This window comes from Microbacterium thalli, assembly GCF_028737325.1.
GTDB classification, from domain to species: Bacteria; Actinomycetota; Actinomycetes; order Actinomycetales; family Microbacteriaceae; genus Microbacterium; species Microbacterium thalli.
In genome coordinates, this window is record NZ_JAQZCH010000001.1 from 120,354 (window position 1) to 133,990 (window position 13,637).

Here is a 13,637-nt window from a genome sequence, read left to right on the forward strand (position 1 = left end):
GTATCAGCGCGCGCCGAGCAGGTGCTCGGTGGCCAGCTGCTGCAGTCGAACGAAGCCGAAACCATGACCGCCGAGGTAGGCGTCGGCGTCGAAGTCCTCGTAGGCCGAACGATCGCCCACGAAGTCGTCGTACGTCTCGCCCTCGGCGAAGGTCGGCTGCGACAGCTCCGCGACGCGGGCGGCCTCGAGCGCCTCCTGCACCTCGGGGTCGGCGCGGAAGGCCTGCGCGCGCTCCTTGAGCAGCAGGTAGGTGCGCATGTTCGCGGCGGCGGAGTCCCACACCCCCGTCTCGTCCTCGGTGCGGCTCGGCTTGTAGTCGAAGTGGCGGGGGCCGTCGTAGGCCGGCCCACCGTTGGGGCCGCCGTTCTCGAGCAGGTCGACGAGCGCGAACGCGTTGTGCAGGTCGCCGTGACCGAAGACGAGGTCCTGGTCGTACTTGATGCCGCGCTGGCCGTTGAGATCGATGTGGAAGAGCTTGCCGTGGTACAGCGCCTGGGCGATGCCGGCGGCGAAGTTCAGACCCGCCATCTGCTCGTGGCCCACCTCCGGGTTCAGACCCACGAGCTCGGGGCGCTCGAGCGACTCGATGAAGGCGAGAGCGTGGCCGACCGTCGGCAGGAGGATGTCGCCGCGCGGCTCGTTCGGCTTCGGCTCGATCGCGAAGCGCAGGTTGTATCCCTTCTCGACGACGTAATCGCCGAGGAAGTTGACGGCCTCGCGGTAGCGCTCGAGCGCGGCACGGACGTCCTTGGCGGAGTCGTACTCGGCGCCCTCGCGACCGCCCCACATGACGAAGATCTCGGCGCCGAGCTCGGCCCCGAGGTCGATCTGTCGCAGCACCTTGCGGATGGCGAAGCGTCGCACGGCGCGGTCGTTCGAGGTAAAGCCGCCGTCCTTGAACACCGGGGCGCTGAAGAGGTTGGTGGTCACCATCGGCACCGTCAGACCGGTGTCGGCGAGTGCGCCCGTCAGCCGATCGATCTGCGTCTGACGCTCGCTGTCGCTCGACCCGAACGCGAACAGGTCGTCGTCGTGGAACGTCAGTCCCGCGGCGCCGAGCTCGGCGAGCTTCTCGACCGCGTGCACGACGTCGAGCGGGGGCCGGGTGGGGCCGCCGAACGGGTCGGTGCCGTTGTAGCCGATGGTCCAGAGGCCGAAGGTGAACTTGTCGGCCGGGGTCGGGGTGCGCATGCGTGCTCCTTCGCGTCGATTGCTGCGACCTCAGGCTAGAACTATTTGTCTTGTGCGTCAACAAACCCGCGTCTCGTAGGCTGTGCCCGTGAGTATCGCGCCCGGGACCGCCGAACTCGTCCGACGGGCGAACCTCGCGCGGATGCTGACCGCGGTGCACCGCTCCGGCCCGCTCTCGCGCGCGACGCTGACGGCGGACCTCGGGCTGAACCGCTCGACCATCGGCGCCCTCACGAGCGAACTCGGCCGCTTGGGCCTCGTCAGCGAGACCGCCGGAGCCGCCGAGGGACGCATCGGCCGCCCCTCCCCCGTCATCAGCGCCCGCGGCGACATCGTCGCGATCGCCGTGAACCCGGAGGTCGACGCCGTGACGATCGCCGCCGTGGGGCTGGACCGGCGCGTGCACGCGCGCCACCATGCGCCCACCGCCCACCTCATCACGCCCGCCCACCTCGCCGACCTCGTGGCGGCGACCGTCTCGGGGTGGCGCGAAGACGCTCTGGCGGCGGCATCCGTCGTCGGGGTCGGCGTCGCCGTGCCCGGCCTCGTGCAGCCGGCGGAGGGCCTCGTCGTGCACGCCCCGCACCTGCGCTGGACCGACGCCCCCCTCGCCGATCTCATCTCGTCGGCGACCGGCCTGCCCACCACCGTCGGCAACGATGCGTCGTACGGCGCGCACGCCGAGTACCTCTTCGGTGCCGCCCGCGGCGTCGCCGACGTGATCTACCTCAACGGCGGGGCGAGCGGGATCGGCGGCGGTCTCGTCGTCGGCGACGTGCTCGTCGGCGGGGCGCGCGGGCTGGCCGGCGAGTTCGGGCACAACCCCGCCGCGCTCGAGGATGCCGCCGACCGGCGCTCGGGCACGCGCGGTGCCCTCGAGGACGAGGTGAGCCGGCACCGGCTCATCACGGTGCTGGGGGTCGCCGCGGCCGACGACGCCGAGCTGCGGACGGCGCTGCAGCAGAGCACGAACCCCGCCGTCGCGGACGAGGTGGACCGCCAGCGCCGGATCCTCGCGACGGCCGTGGCGAGCGCCGTGAACATCCTCGACCCCGCCGTCGTCGTCCTGGGCGGTTTCCTCGCGGCCCTCATCGAGGCGGAGGTCGAGCTGTTCACCGCCGCGGTGGCACGCCAGACCATCGCCGGGTCGGCCCCGCTCATCCGCATCGCGGAGCTCGGCGACGACCGGCTGCTCATCGGCGCCGCCGAGACGGCGTTCGCGGCGCTGTTGGACGATCCCGTCGCGACCATAGCGATCAGCGAGACGGCGTCAAGCACAGGAACCGGCTGACCTCGAGCTCTTACGATCGGGGAGGCGCCGGCGACGGCGTCACCCGCACCCCCCGAGAGAAACCTCCGCATGGCCTCCAGAACCGCCCGCCCGACTGACCCACCGCTGCGCCAGCGCAACGCGCTCGCTCCCGGCATCCTCGGGGCCGCGGCCCTCGTCGCCGGGATGGCGCTGATCGGCGGCGAATTCGCGATCGTCATCTCGTTCATCGTGGCGATCCTCGCGCTCATCATCGCCTGGTTCGCCGTGCAGGCCGGCCAGTGGTGGTGGGCGGTGGTCATGGTGGCCATCGCCGTCGTGTGGAACCCGGTCGTCCCCTTCGCGTTCGCCGCACCGGTCTGGCTGACGGTGCACATCGTCGGCGCGGCGGCGTTCGTGGCCGCCGGGGCGATGATCTCCACCGTGCGGAACGAGCCGGCCCGATGAGCGCCGCGCCGCCGATCGGCGAGCCCCGCGCGGGCGCGGGTGTCGTGTGGGCCCGCGTCGAGGACGGCTTCCATGTCGGCAGCCGGGTGGGTGAATTCGTCGGGTACATCGACCGTCAGCGCGACGGCCGCTACCTGGCATACGACTCGCGCTCGCAGTGCATCGGGGCGTTCACCGAACTCACCGGCGCCATGCGCGCGCTCAGCGATCCGCCGGCCGCGACCGAGGACCGTCCGCCGGTCGAACTGTGGGAGATCAGATGACATCGACACCCGGCGGCCTGCTGTCGGTGCTCTACACGAGCACCGCCCGCGCGCCCTTCGGCGACGAGGACCTTCGCGCGCTGCTCGAGCAGAGCCGCGCGTCCAACGCCGACCGCGACCTCACGGGCATGCTGCTGTATCGCGGCGGCCGCTTCGTCCAGGTGCTCGAGGGACCGGAGGACACCGTGCGGGCGCTCGTCGAGCGCATCGGTGCGGACCCGCGGCACGGCGGCATGCGCGTCCTCATCGAGCAGCCGATCCCGCACCGCGAGTTCGCGGAGTGGACGATGGGCTATCAGCCGATCGCCGAAACGACCGGCACGGCGCCGACCGGGTTCCGCGATACCTTCGACGATCTCGAGAGCCGCGACGACCCGAGCGCGACGCTCCGGGCAGCGCGCGAGCTCAGCCTGTGGTTCCGGGTGCGGCAACGCCGGAAGGGCGCGGACGCGGGCTGAGCCGGCATCCGCGCCCGTTCCGGTGCGCTCGCGTCGGACGCGTCAGGATGCCTCGCCGCGACCGGTCGCGTTCTGCAGGCGGTCGATCTGCTCCGAGGCCTCGGCCTTGGTCAGGCTCGCGGGCAGCTCTTCGCCGGCCTCACGCGCGAGGGTATCGAGGTAGCTGCGCTGCGGGCCGGTCATCGGCTCGTCACCGGTAACCCAGGTGTCGGGGTCCTTCACGGGCGACCCGACGCCGCCGCCCTCGGGGCCGCCGAGGGTCTCGCCATCGGCGGCGCCCGGCCCCGCCGGCGGGGTGGGTGCGCCGGGCTCGGCGGGAGCCGGCACCGTCGGCTCCGCGGGAACGGGGGCCGTCGGCTCAGCGGGTGCGGGGAAGGTCGGCTCGTCGGGAGTGGGGATGCTCTGATCGCTCATCCTCTGACGCTACGGCGACCACGCGATGATGCCGAGGTACTTGCGCTTCCGCGCGAATCCGCTCAACCCGACGCGACCAGGCGGACGAACACGTGCAGCGCCGCCGCCCGCGCCGCCGGGTCCCAGCCCGCCCACGCGAGGGCGAGCGCGGTCACCGTCGCGGGGTCGTCGTTCAGGTAGGCGGCAATCATCCGCGCCGCCAGCAGCTCGGCACTGGTCGCGTCGGCGCTCACATCCGGCCGCCAGACCTCATCCGGGGGTGCGGCGACACTCGCCGCCCGGCGGTCGCCCACGGTGACGGCCAGCGCCGAGACGATCTGCACCTCGCGGCGGCGCGCGTGGTGAGCGTGTCGAAGCACCCACCGCTCGATGTCGCCCGCTCCGGGCGACCGCAGGGCGATGGCCAGCTCGGCGAGGGCCATGTGGGCGAGCGGACCGATCGGGGGCGGGGTCGGCACACGCGCATTGTGCCAGCCCGGGCGGGGGCACGGCCAGTGCGGGTGCGACGAGTGCAGGTGCGCGACGGGAGGGGTGCGCGACCGCGGTCGCCGCGCGCAATGAGAAGACCCGGTCTCGAGGACGCCGTTCGGGCAGCGTCCCCGCGACCGGGTGCTCTTCGATCCTGGGCGACGCGGCGCAAGATCAGCGCAACGGCGTCATCGCATCACCTCAAGAAATCCCGAAGGGCGGTCTCGAACGGGGGCTTTGCGCGCCCGACGCAACACCTTGCGTTCCCGCGGTGCGGCTCCGAGGCTGGAAGGACCGCCGACGCAGCGGATCACCGCACGATCGATCGGGTGAGCGCCGGAACGCGGCGACCGCCCCGGAAGGAGACGCCATGGCAGAAGTCAGGAACGAGCACGGCCCGGAGGTCCCCGTCGCCGATGCCGTCGAGCAGGACCTCGCCGTCGAGGCGGCATCCGTCTCTTCGCCGGCGCCGCCCGAGGCGACGACCGAAGCGGATCCCGCCGACGTGTGGGATCAGCAGCAGGAGGTCCCGGCCGGCGACGACGACGAGCACCCGCTGAGCTGACGCACGGCACAGCCGCCGCCGACCCGCACGAGCCGATACGAGAAGGAGCCTGCACCCGGATGGGTGGCAGGCTCCTTCGATCGTGGGCGGGTCGGCGTTCGAGCCGGACCGCTCAGTGCTCGTCGTAGTGGTCGCCGTGAGGCGCGTGACGGTGGCCGTCGTGGACGTAGTCGACGTGGTCGTCGTGCTGCACGCTGTCGTGGCCGCACTCGGCGCCGTGGGTGTGCTCGTCGAGAGTGTGCTCGGCGTGGGTCTCGGTCGTGCTCATGATCTGCCTCCAGAACGGGTCGGGCCGCGGCGCGGCCGGAATACATCCAGCAGACCATACGCATAAGCACATTGCAATATGTGCAGTTAACTGAGACCGATTCTCGTCACCGCTCGAGGGCGTGCTTGACGGCATCCTCGACGATGTGGGCGACGTGCAGATCCGCCACCGCGTAGTGCGCTTCGCGCCCCGTGCGCTGCACCGAAACGAGCCCCACCGAGCGCAGGGTGCGCAGGTGCTGCGACACCAACGGCTGCGACAGACCGCTCGCCGTCGCCAGGTGCCCGACCGTGGCGGGCCCGTCGGCGAGCAGCTGCAGGATCCGCAGCCGCGACGACGACGACAGCGCCTTGAACAGTTCGGCGACCGGCTCGAGCTCTTCGTTCATATGAACATATAAACACTGGTCGATACGACCGGTCACCGAGCGCCGCCGCGGGGGTCAGCCGCTGTCGCCCCCGGATCCGGAGGTCGCCCGACGCGACGTGAACAGGGCCGGATGCCGCTGCGGCAGCGTCGAACGTGCGCGGGTCACCGCCACGGTGACGAACGCGAGGATCAGCGCGACGGTCACGACACCGCCGAAGGTGACGACGCGCATCGTGCGCTCCTCCCACCCCCACCCGAACGCGAGCAGCAGGACGCCGAGCCCGAGCACGGCGCTGAGCCCGAGGCCGACCGCGACGGGACCCCGCACGCGTCGGCGCACCGCACGCCACTGCGCGCGCGTGATCGCCGGGTCGACGACGACGTCGGCGTCCCACCGGCGGACCCGGCGGCTCACCTTCTCGTGAATGGACATGCGGACCTCCGCGGGCCTGACGTTCGGTTGCTCCCGACGGGACTATCGGCCGGAACGGGCGGAATGTGCGGGCGCGACGCGCGGGATCGGCAATACGCCTCCGACGGCCGCGCGTCCAGCCCTTTCCGCAGGCGACTCCGACACGCCATGGTGAGACGGTGCGATTGACAGACGAACTCGGCGCCTGGGTGGCGCGACAGCGGTGGTACGCCGGCAAGAGCCACGAGCCGCGGTTCCGGATCCTCGACGCGCAGCCGGCTCCCGAGGCGACGCGCTACCTCCTCATGGATGACGCCGGGTCGCTCCCGACGCTCTACAACGTCCCGCTCGTGCATCTGCCGGCGTCGGACGACCCCGACGCGGTGGTCGGACACGACGACGACGGCGTGCTCGTCGATGCGGTCCGCCACGACGGCTTCACCATCGGGCTGCTGGCCGAGATGGGCGTCGACGTCAGCCGCGTGACGGGGTCGCGCGTGCTGACGGGCGAGCAGTCGAACACCTCGATCGTCTACGACGTCAACGGCGAGCCCACCATCATCCTCAAGCTCTTCCGCACGCTCCACCACGGCGAGAACCCCGACGTCACCGTGCAGCGCGTGCTCAGCGACGCCGGCTCGCCCTACGTGCCCCGCTTCTACGGCAGCCTCGACGCCTCGTGGCCCGATGTCGGACGCACATCCGGGTCGGCCAGCGGCACGCTCGGCTTCGCGCAGGAGTTCCTCCGCGGCGTCCGCGACGGCTGGGCCGTCGCCCTCGACGCCGCACGCGAGGGCCGCGACTTCACCGACGCCGCAAGCGACCTCGGCCGCGCCGTCGCCGGCGTGCACGGCGCGCTGGGCGCTGCGCTGGAGACGAAGGATGCCGGCGCCGACGAGGTCGCCGCGACCGGCAATGCCTGGCAGCGACGGCTGTCGATCGCGGCATCCGAGGTTCCCGCGGTCGCCGAGCGCGTCGCGGCGATCCAGGCCGTGTACGCCGCCGCTCTCGCGCGCCCGTGGCCGCTGCTGCAGCGGATCCACGGCGACCTCCACCTCGGTCAGGTGCTCGCCGTCCCCCACGGCGGGTGGCGCATCGTCGACTTTGAGGGCGAGCCGCTGCGGCCCATGGCCGAGCGGGCGATCCCCGACCTGCCCCCGCGTGACGTCGCCGGCATGCTGCGTTCGTTCGACTACGCCGGTGCGGTCGGTGCCGGGCCCGACGCCGGCGCCTGGGCCGCGTCCTGCCGCGACGCCTTCGTCGCGGCCTACGTCGAAGCTCCCGGCGCCGTCGCGCTCGACCCCGTGCTGCTGCGTGCGCTCGTGCTCGACAAGGCCGTGTACGAGTCGATCTACGAGGCTCGAAACCGCCCGGACTGGCTGCCGGTGCCCCTGGCTGGCATCGACGCCGCCCTCGCCTGAGCCGCAGCTCACCGAAAAGCCCCGCCGCGTCGGACGCAGCGGGGCTTTTCGCGGTTTCGGCCGCGCCCGACTCGGCCGCGGGGGGTCAGTCCTCCGCGGAGGCGACGGGCTCGGGCGCGTTCAGCACCAGGAACGTCGCACCGTAGGCCGGCAGGGCGACGCTGAAGCTCTGCAGGTCGTCGACGCGTCCGAGGGTCTCGCCCGAGGCGGCATCCACCACCTCGCTCTGCGGCACGAGCTGCTCCGACCGCACCGTGCCCTCGATGGGCTCGGCCGAGAAGTTCAGCACCGTCACCTGCATCGCGGCGTCGGCGGAGGGGTTGCCGTCGTCGAGGCGGTGCACCAGCACGAGCATGCCCGCGTGGGCGACCTCGGGGATGTCGACCTGCGTCGCCGAGGCGATGCCGTACTCGCGCCGCAGGTCGATGATGCCCGACAGGCGCGACGCGAACGATTCCGGATCGTCGAGCTGGGCCGGCAGCGACCCGTAGAGCGAGCGGCCCCGCGGCATCCCGGCGGCGGAACGCGTCGCCGACGGGTCGACGTCGAGCAGGTCGTGGGCGCCGCGCTCGATCCAGCGCGTGTCGCCGGCCGACAGCAGGTCGGCGACCTCGTCGGCCGGGATGGTCAGCATGCCGACGAGGTCCCAGCCCGAGAGGGCGAAGACACCGGGCTGCCAGGCGTTGTAGGCGCTCAGCAGCAGGTGCGCGTCGCGGATGAGCGGGATGTCGTCGTCCGAGACGTCGTCGAGCCGCGCGATGCCCCGCGTCGCGGCGATCAGCGAGGTCGTCGTGCAGGCGATGCCGTTCTGCGTGAACACCCGGTTGTAGTCGGCGGTGCCGGTGAGGTGCTCGGTGAGGTCGGCGCGCACCTCCTCGGCCAGGTCGCTACCCGAGATCTCGCGGCCGCGGAACCGGTAGACGTCGTCGCCGTGGCGGGTGGCCCAGTGAACGAGCTCGTAGGTGAGCTCGTCGTGGTTCTGCATGCCGTGCACGAGCTGCACCGGCGCGACACCCAGGTCGAGCGAGGTCGTGAGCGCGAGGCGCAGGAACTCGGTCTGCCCGGTCGCGAGCGCGTGGTGGTAGCCGGGGCGACCGATGAAGTCGTACGACAGGTCGGCGCCGACGGCCCCGGTGTCGCGGATGTCCTCCATGGTGAGGTTGAGCTCCTGGAACGTGAAGCCGCCGACCTTGCGCACCATGCCGGCGATGATGTGGTTCGCGGCGTGCGAGAGGGGGTGGCCCTCCGACCATGCGGGCAGGCCCTCCGCGCTCTTCTCGACCCCGAGGAAGCCGTTGGCGTCGAGGCGCAGCGCGCTCGTGCCCAGCTCGCCGAGCGAGTGCAGGGCGTCGCCGATGACCAGGCGCATACCGGCGAAGGTGGGGTCGAGCCAGTTGATCGAGGGCTGCCCCTGCTTGAAGTAGTGCAGGTACACCCAGCGACGCGTGCGGCCGTCGGGGCCGATCACGGGCGCCGTCGCGCTCCAGTTGGTCTCCTTGACACCCGGGGTGTAGAAGATCACGCGCTGGAGCGCCCCGATGATGTACCCCTGCTCCGCGAGCTCGTGCTCGGTCGCCGGGTCGAGGTTGACGCTGTCGACACCCTCGGGAACCTCGGGCAGCAGGTGCCAGTCCTCGGGCGGGATCTCGACCATGTGGTAGATCCCCGGGTAGTCCTTGTAGCCCATCTCGGCGAGCCGGAAGTCGGCGCCCTTGCCGGTGTGGCCGGGCACGATGTCGTCGATGACGCTGCCGCCGTGGGTGTCGGCGACGTCGCACAGCGCGCGGAACTCCTCCTCGGTTCCGAAGGCCGGGTCGATCGACGTGCTGATGCGGTCGAAGTGCCCGTCGACGCTGGGCGTCTCGCGCCACCCCTCGATGCCGCCGGCGCGCTTGACCGGGCCGGTGTGGATGGCGGTGATGCCGATGCGCTCGAACGCCGACCACAGCGCGTCGTCGCCGAGCGCCGCGAGGAACGACTGCCCCGGACGGGTGATGAGCGAGATCGGGTACGCCGTGAACCAGACGTCGGTCGTCGCGATGGCGCGGCGGGCGTCGGGCCGCGCGTAGGGGTTGCGCCACATCGCGGGCTGACCCGACAGCTGGCGGGCCAGCACGTCCGCGTCCTTGAGCATCGCCTGCCGCACGAGCCACTCGACGTACGACGGGTTGGTGCCGTTCGCCTTGCGCGGGTCGGTCATGTTGCGTCGCACGCTGCCGCCCCGGAACTGATCGCGGGGGCGCAGCCGCCGCGGGCGCGCGGGGTAGCGCTGCTCGTCGTAGCTGATCTCGGGCATGTCGAGATCACCGTCCTCACCGTCGGTGCCCGCCGCCCCGGGAAGGGTGATCGGGGCGGTGTAGAGGTCCTCCGGCTGTTCGTCGCGCGCCATGCCTCAACCGTATTGAGTCCGAGCGACCGTCACGAGGGGCTGGTGTCCGCTCGCGCGAGGCATTATGGGCCGCTCACACGCGCCGGCGACGCGCGACGAGGGCAGAACCGAGCAGCAGGAACAGGATGCCGGCGGCCGGCAGCAGCGGACTGAAGCTCCCACCCGTCGTGGGCAGCGACCCCGCGGCATCCGGTGTTCCGGTGTCGTCTCCGGGCTCGTCGGGTACGGCGGGCTCGTCCGGCACCTGGGGGCGCAGGATGTTCTCGAGCACGATCGCGATCGTCTGCTGACCGGACGCCGAGACCGGCACGACGACACGGCCGTTCGACTGCACGGGCAGGACCTCGCCGTCCAACGTCCAGACCGGGTCCTGCCAGGTGCCGCCGGGGACGTCCGCGGGCCGCGGCTCCTCGGCTTCGATGATCGACCCCACCGGGAAGCGGTCCGAGGCGACGGTCTCGCCGGCGGCGAGGGTGAGGTCGGGCTGACGCTCGTCGTCGAGCCACCAGGCGATGTCGAACGCGACGTCGTCGGCGACGAGACCGGCGGCGTCGTCGACCGTCTTCGTCAGCGACACCATCGCGTACTGCACAGCGGAGTTCGTCACGACGATCGTCGGGGTCTGCTCCGTCGCGGCGATCGTCAGCGACCGCGAGGGCGACCACGTCGGGCGGGCCCAGTCGTAGTCCTCCGGCAGCGTCGCCTCGTCCGGCGGCGCCTCGGCGAGGACGATGCGCGTGCCGACGGGGAACGTCCGCGGTGCACCAGCGTCGTCGAGCGGACCGACGGGCGTGCCGTCGGCGGGCAGCACGATCGTGCCGACGTCGACGGCGCCGGTCGGCAGCAGCGCGAGGTAGCCGACGAGGAAGGTGTCGGTGCTCAGCTGCTCGGGTGTGACGCCCGCGAGGTCCTTCGCGACCTGGAACGTCCCTCGATCGAACGTCGCGGCGTTCGTCATCGTCTCGACCGCGACCGCCGCGTCATCGTCTCCGATGGTCAGCGTCCCCGGGGTGAACGAGGTCGAGACCCAGGTCACGCCCCGTTGCAGCGGAGCCGGGGCCTCGCGGAACTCCACGACGGTGCCGTAGGGGAACAGCAGCGGGTCGCCCGACGCGTCGAGCGGCGACACCGGCGCCCCGTCGACGGGCACGCGCACGCGGCCGGCGGTCACCTCGCCGTCCGGGGTCGTCGCGGTCCATTCCGCCGTGAACAGCGTGCCGTCCGGCAGGTCGTCGGGCACGATGCCCTCGAACCTCTTCTGCACGGCGAAGGTCCCTTCGCGCAGCTCGTTCGTGACCTCGACCGAGATGTCGCCCGAGGCCGGCAGCGGGATGTCGACGACGGCATCCTCGAGCGGCACCTGTCCCTCGAAGCCGCCCGCGGTGAACGTCTCGATTCCGCCCTCCGTGGCGACCCGGAACACCGGCGCCTCCCAGTCGGACACGTCGACGGGCTCGCCGTCGAGCAGCGGGATGGGCTCCGCGAGGCGCAGGAACTGCGCCCCCGTCTCGACGTCGGTCAGCACGACCGGCTCCCCCACCGCGATCTCTCGCGTGCGGCGCGCCTCGGTACCGGGCTCGACGGGGTCGATGTTGTAGCTCACGGAGTACGCGTAGCCGAGGTCGCCCGCCGCCCCCACCGTGTGCTTCACGATCGAGATGCTGCGCGGTTCGACTTCGGGTGCGACCGTGTTCGTCAGCACGACGGCCGCCGTGCCGGTGTCGGCGATCGTGATCACGCGGCCCGGATCCCACGTCGCGCTCGTCCATCGGTACCCGTCCGGTGCGCTGATGCTCGAGAGGTCCTCCGACAGCGTGATGCGGGTGCCCAGCGGGAACTGCTCGTCGGGCGACGCGGGCGTCCCGTCGAACGGCACCTCGAGCACGCCGGAGTCCAGGGCCGCGCCACCGCGGGTGGCGGTCCAGGTCACCTCGACCGAGCCGTCGGGCACGTCGGGGAGGGGACCGGCGGCGGTCGCGATGCGCTTGCTGACCGAGAACGTGCCGACGAGTGGCGTCGCCTCGTTCGTAACGACGACGTCGGCCGTCGCTCCGGCCGTGACCACGAGCGGGTCGGGTGTGATCGCGGGCGCCGCCCATTCGTATCCCGGGATGCTGGCGGGCGGGATCTCTGCGAACTCCACCACCGTTCCGACGGGGAAGTCCTCACCCGCCGGCACCCAGGTGCCGTCCGCGGGCAGCTCGAAGCTGCCCCGCACCTCGTCGCCTGAGGGAGTCGTCGCGGTGTAGTTCACGGCGAAGGTGACGCCCGCCACCGCCGCGGGGTCGATGCCCTCGAGCGCCTTGCGGATGCGGAAGGTGCCCTCGTCCGCGGCGCACGAGATCGCACCGGCGAAGAAGAACGAGTGCACCTCGCCGCCGCCCGTCGTCACGTTGCGCCCGATGATCTGCCCGTCGAGCGGTGAGGCGGTGACGGTGATGTCGGCGTCGGGCGCGTAGATCGAGCCGTCGATGCGCGCCTGCGCCGCCGTCACCGACACCTCGCCGGTCAGCGCCGAGAGATCCCACATGATGTACGGCGAGTACGCGCCCTGCGGGTCGACCCGGGCCCCGACGACCTCCGTCGTCCCCGCCGGCACCCGGATGACGAGCGGATTGGGCACGCCGGGTTCCGGTCCCGGCGAGAACTGCAGCAGCGCAGCGCCGGCGATGTCGTCGTAGTCGACGACGTTGGGTCGCGTCGCGCTGAGCGGCCCGAGGACGATCCGGTCGCCGACATCCTCGGCGATCGTCACGGGGAAACCTGCGCCGAGCGCGGGATCGGCGATGTCGGCGAGGCAGGCGGCGGCCTGCTCGTACGATGCTTCGCGCGCCGACTCGACGTAGCCGGCGACCGCATCCGCGGAGGCATCGGCCGTGTAGATGCTGCCTCCGCCGACGGCTCCGGTGGGTGGCTCGGCGTCGTCGGGATACCGCTGGTGGGTCGCGTCGATGAGGGGTGTGAGATCGGGCTGCGACGCGTCGAGGTTCAGGCGCAGCCAGTCCGCGCGCGCGGCCGCCTGCCAGGGTCCGTCGCGCTCGACCATCTTCAGGTCGCCCCGCAGCGCGGGGTCGGACGTGCCGGCGCTGGTGATCGCGGTGATCCCCCCGCTGCCCGGGTCGAACGCGCCGACGAGCAGCCGGGTCGGGTCGCCGTCGACCGTCGGCAGCGTGTAATCGGCCGTGCCGGCGACGACGTGGACGAGGGTGTACTGACCGTCGCCGGGCTTCGTGGCCGTGCCGCCGACGGCGATCGCGCCCTCCGTCTCGTCGTTGCCGAGGACGGCGTCCTCGCGCGCGTAGACGGTGTAGCCGCCCCCGATGGCGAAGGGGTTGAACGACTCCGGGTAGGCCGCGTGGGCGGGCTCCGCCGGCGCCGCCACGGCGATGGAGGCGATGAGCGAGACGGCGACGACGGATGCTGCGCCGATCCGCCCCCTCGTCCGAGCGGTGGCGATCGGCATGGCGTCTCCTCGGTCGGTGGCGACTCCGCCGATCGATCGACGGGCATTCCGCCGGGTCAGTCAAGCACCTGGGCGCGCCCGGGGGAACCCTGGGCGAAGAACGCGATCGCCGCGCTAGATGAGAGCCGGCTCATCTAGCGTCGAAGACCTTGACTGCCATTCCCGGCGTCCTTACGCTCGGCAGTGCACGATCGGTCGAAGGAAATACTGAGGATCGAAGTCGGCAATCCTGATCTACC

The 13,637-nt window shown here is 72.0% G+C and carries 14 protein-coding genes; 6 read left to right on the forward strand and 8 right to left on the reverse strand.

The window, feature by feature from the left end; genetic code table 11:
• Positions 1-3: 3 nt before the first annotated feature.
• Positions 4-1,191, reverse strand: a complete 1,188-nt coding sequence (gene xylA / locus PUW82_RS00650; RefSeq protein WP_274220454.1) for a xylose isomerase — start codon at positions 1,189-1,191, stop codon at positions 4-6.
• Between the two features lie 88 nt (positions 1,192-1,279).
• On the opposite strand from xylA, the gene PUW82_RS00655 reads away from it, so the two are divergent.
• The 4 genes from PUW82_RS00655 (at position 1,280) to PUW82_RS00670 (ending at position 3,629) form a co-directional block, all read left to right on the forward strand.
• Complete coding sequence (locus PUW82_RS00655; RefSeq protein ID WP_274220455.1) at positions 1,280-2,482, forward strand: ROK family protein; 1,203 nt, start codon at positions 1,280-1,282, stop codon at positions 2,480-2,482.
• A gap of 69 nt (positions 2,483-2,551) precedes the next feature.
• Positions 2,552-2,908, forward strand: a complete 357-nt coding sequence (locus tag PUW82_RS00660) for a DUF6804 family protein (RefSeq protein WP_274220456.1) — start codon at positions 2,552-2,554, stop codon at positions 2,906-2,908.
• On the forward strand, positions 2,905-3,171 hold the full coding sequence (locus tag PUW82_RS00665) for a hypothetical protein (RefSeq protein ID WP_274220457.1): 267 nt from the start codon (positions 2,905-2,907) through the stop codon (positions 3,169-3,171). Before PUW82_RS00660 ends, PUW82_RS00665 begins: the two co-directional genes overlap by 4 nt.
• A complete protein-coding gene (locus PUW82_RS00670; protein ID WP_274220458.1) occupies positions 3,168-3,629 on the forward strand; it encodes a BLUF domain-containing protein in 462 nt (153 codons plus the stop codon). Before PUW82_RS00665 ends, PUW82_RS00670 begins: the two co-directional genes overlap by 4 nt.
• 42 nt (positions 3,630-3,671) lie before the next feature.
• Here PUW82_RS00670 and PUW82_RS00675 read toward each other — a convergent pair whose 3' ends face one another.
• Positions 3,672-3,851 carry a DUF3072 domain-containing protein gene (locus PUW82_RS00675; RefSeq protein ID WP_271175000.1) on the reverse strand — a complete coding sequence of 60 codons (180 nt, stop codon included), beginning with the start codon at positions 3,849-3,851 and terminating at the stop codon, positions 3,672-3,674.
• A gap of 254 nt (positions 3,852-4,105) precedes the next feature.
• A complete protein-coding gene (locus PUW82_RS00680; RefSeq protein WP_274220459.1) occupies positions 4,106-4,501 on the reverse strand; it encodes a hypothetical protein in 396 nt (131 codons plus the stop codon).
• 380 nt (positions 4,502-4,881) lie between these two features.
• Between PUW82_RS00680 and PUW82_RS00685 the strand changes: the two genes are divergently transcribed.
• Positions 4,882-5,076 carry an Rv3202a family protein gene (locus tag PUW82_RS00685; RefSeq protein WP_274220460.1) on the forward strand — a complete coding sequence of 65 codons (195 nt, stop codon included), beginning with the start codon at positions 4,882-4,884 and terminating at the stop codon, positions 5,074-5,076.
• A 112-nt stretch (positions 5,077-5,188) separates the two neighbouring features.
• Here PUW82_RS00685 and PUW82_RS00690 read toward each other — a convergent pair whose 3' ends face one another.
• From PUW82_RS00690 to PUW82_RS00700, 3 genes are all read right to left on the reverse strand, one after another.
• Positions 5,189-5,344 carry a zinc transporter permease gene (locus PUW82_RS00690; RefSeq protein ID WP_274220461.1) on the reverse strand — a complete coding sequence of 52 codons (156 nt, stop codon included), beginning with the start codon at positions 5,342-5,344 and terminating at the stop codon, positions 5,189-5,191.
• Positions 5,345-5,450: 106 nt separating this feature from the next.
• On the reverse strand, positions 5,451-5,732 hold the full coding sequence (locus PUW82_RS00695) for an ArsR/SmtB family transcription factor (protein ID WP_274220462.1): 282 nt from the start codon (positions 5,730-5,732) through the stop codon (positions 5,451-5,453).
• A 54-nt stretch (positions 5,733-5,786) separates the two neighbouring features.
• On the reverse strand, positions 5,787-6,146 hold the full coding sequence (locus PUW82_RS00700) for a hypothetical protein (protein ID WP_274220463.1): 360 nt from the start codon (positions 6,144-6,146) through the stop codon (positions 5,787-5,789).
• 158 nt (positions 6,147-6,304) lie between these two features.
• Between PUW82_RS00700 and PUW82_RS00705 the strand changes: the two genes are divergently transcribed.
• The gene (locus PUW82_RS00705) at positions 6,305-7,546 is read left to right on the forward strand and encodes a maltokinase N-terminal cap-like domain-containing protein (protein ID WP_274220464.1); all 1,242 of its coding nucleotides are present in this window, start codon (positions 6,305-6,307) and stop codon (positions 7,544-7,546) included.
• Between the two features lie 85 nt (positions 7,547-7,631).
• Here the strand turns inward: PUW82_RS00705 and treS are convergent, their stop codons facing one another.
• Positions 7,632-9,935 (reverse strand): maltose alpha-D-glucosyltransferase, encoded by a 2,304-nt coding sequence (treS, locus tag PUW82_RS00710; RefSeq protein WP_274220465.1) that lies wholly within the window; start codon positions 9,933-9,935, stop codon positions 7,632-7,634.
• Between the two features lie 73 nt (positions 9,936-10,008).
• Positions 10,009-13,398 (reverse strand): DUF5979 domain-containing protein, encoded by a 3,390-nt coding sequence (locus PUW82_RS00715; RefSeq protein WP_274220466.1) that lies wholly within the window; start codon positions 13,396-13,398, stop codon positions 10,009-10,011.
• Positions 13,399-13,637 lie beyond the last annotated feature (239 nt).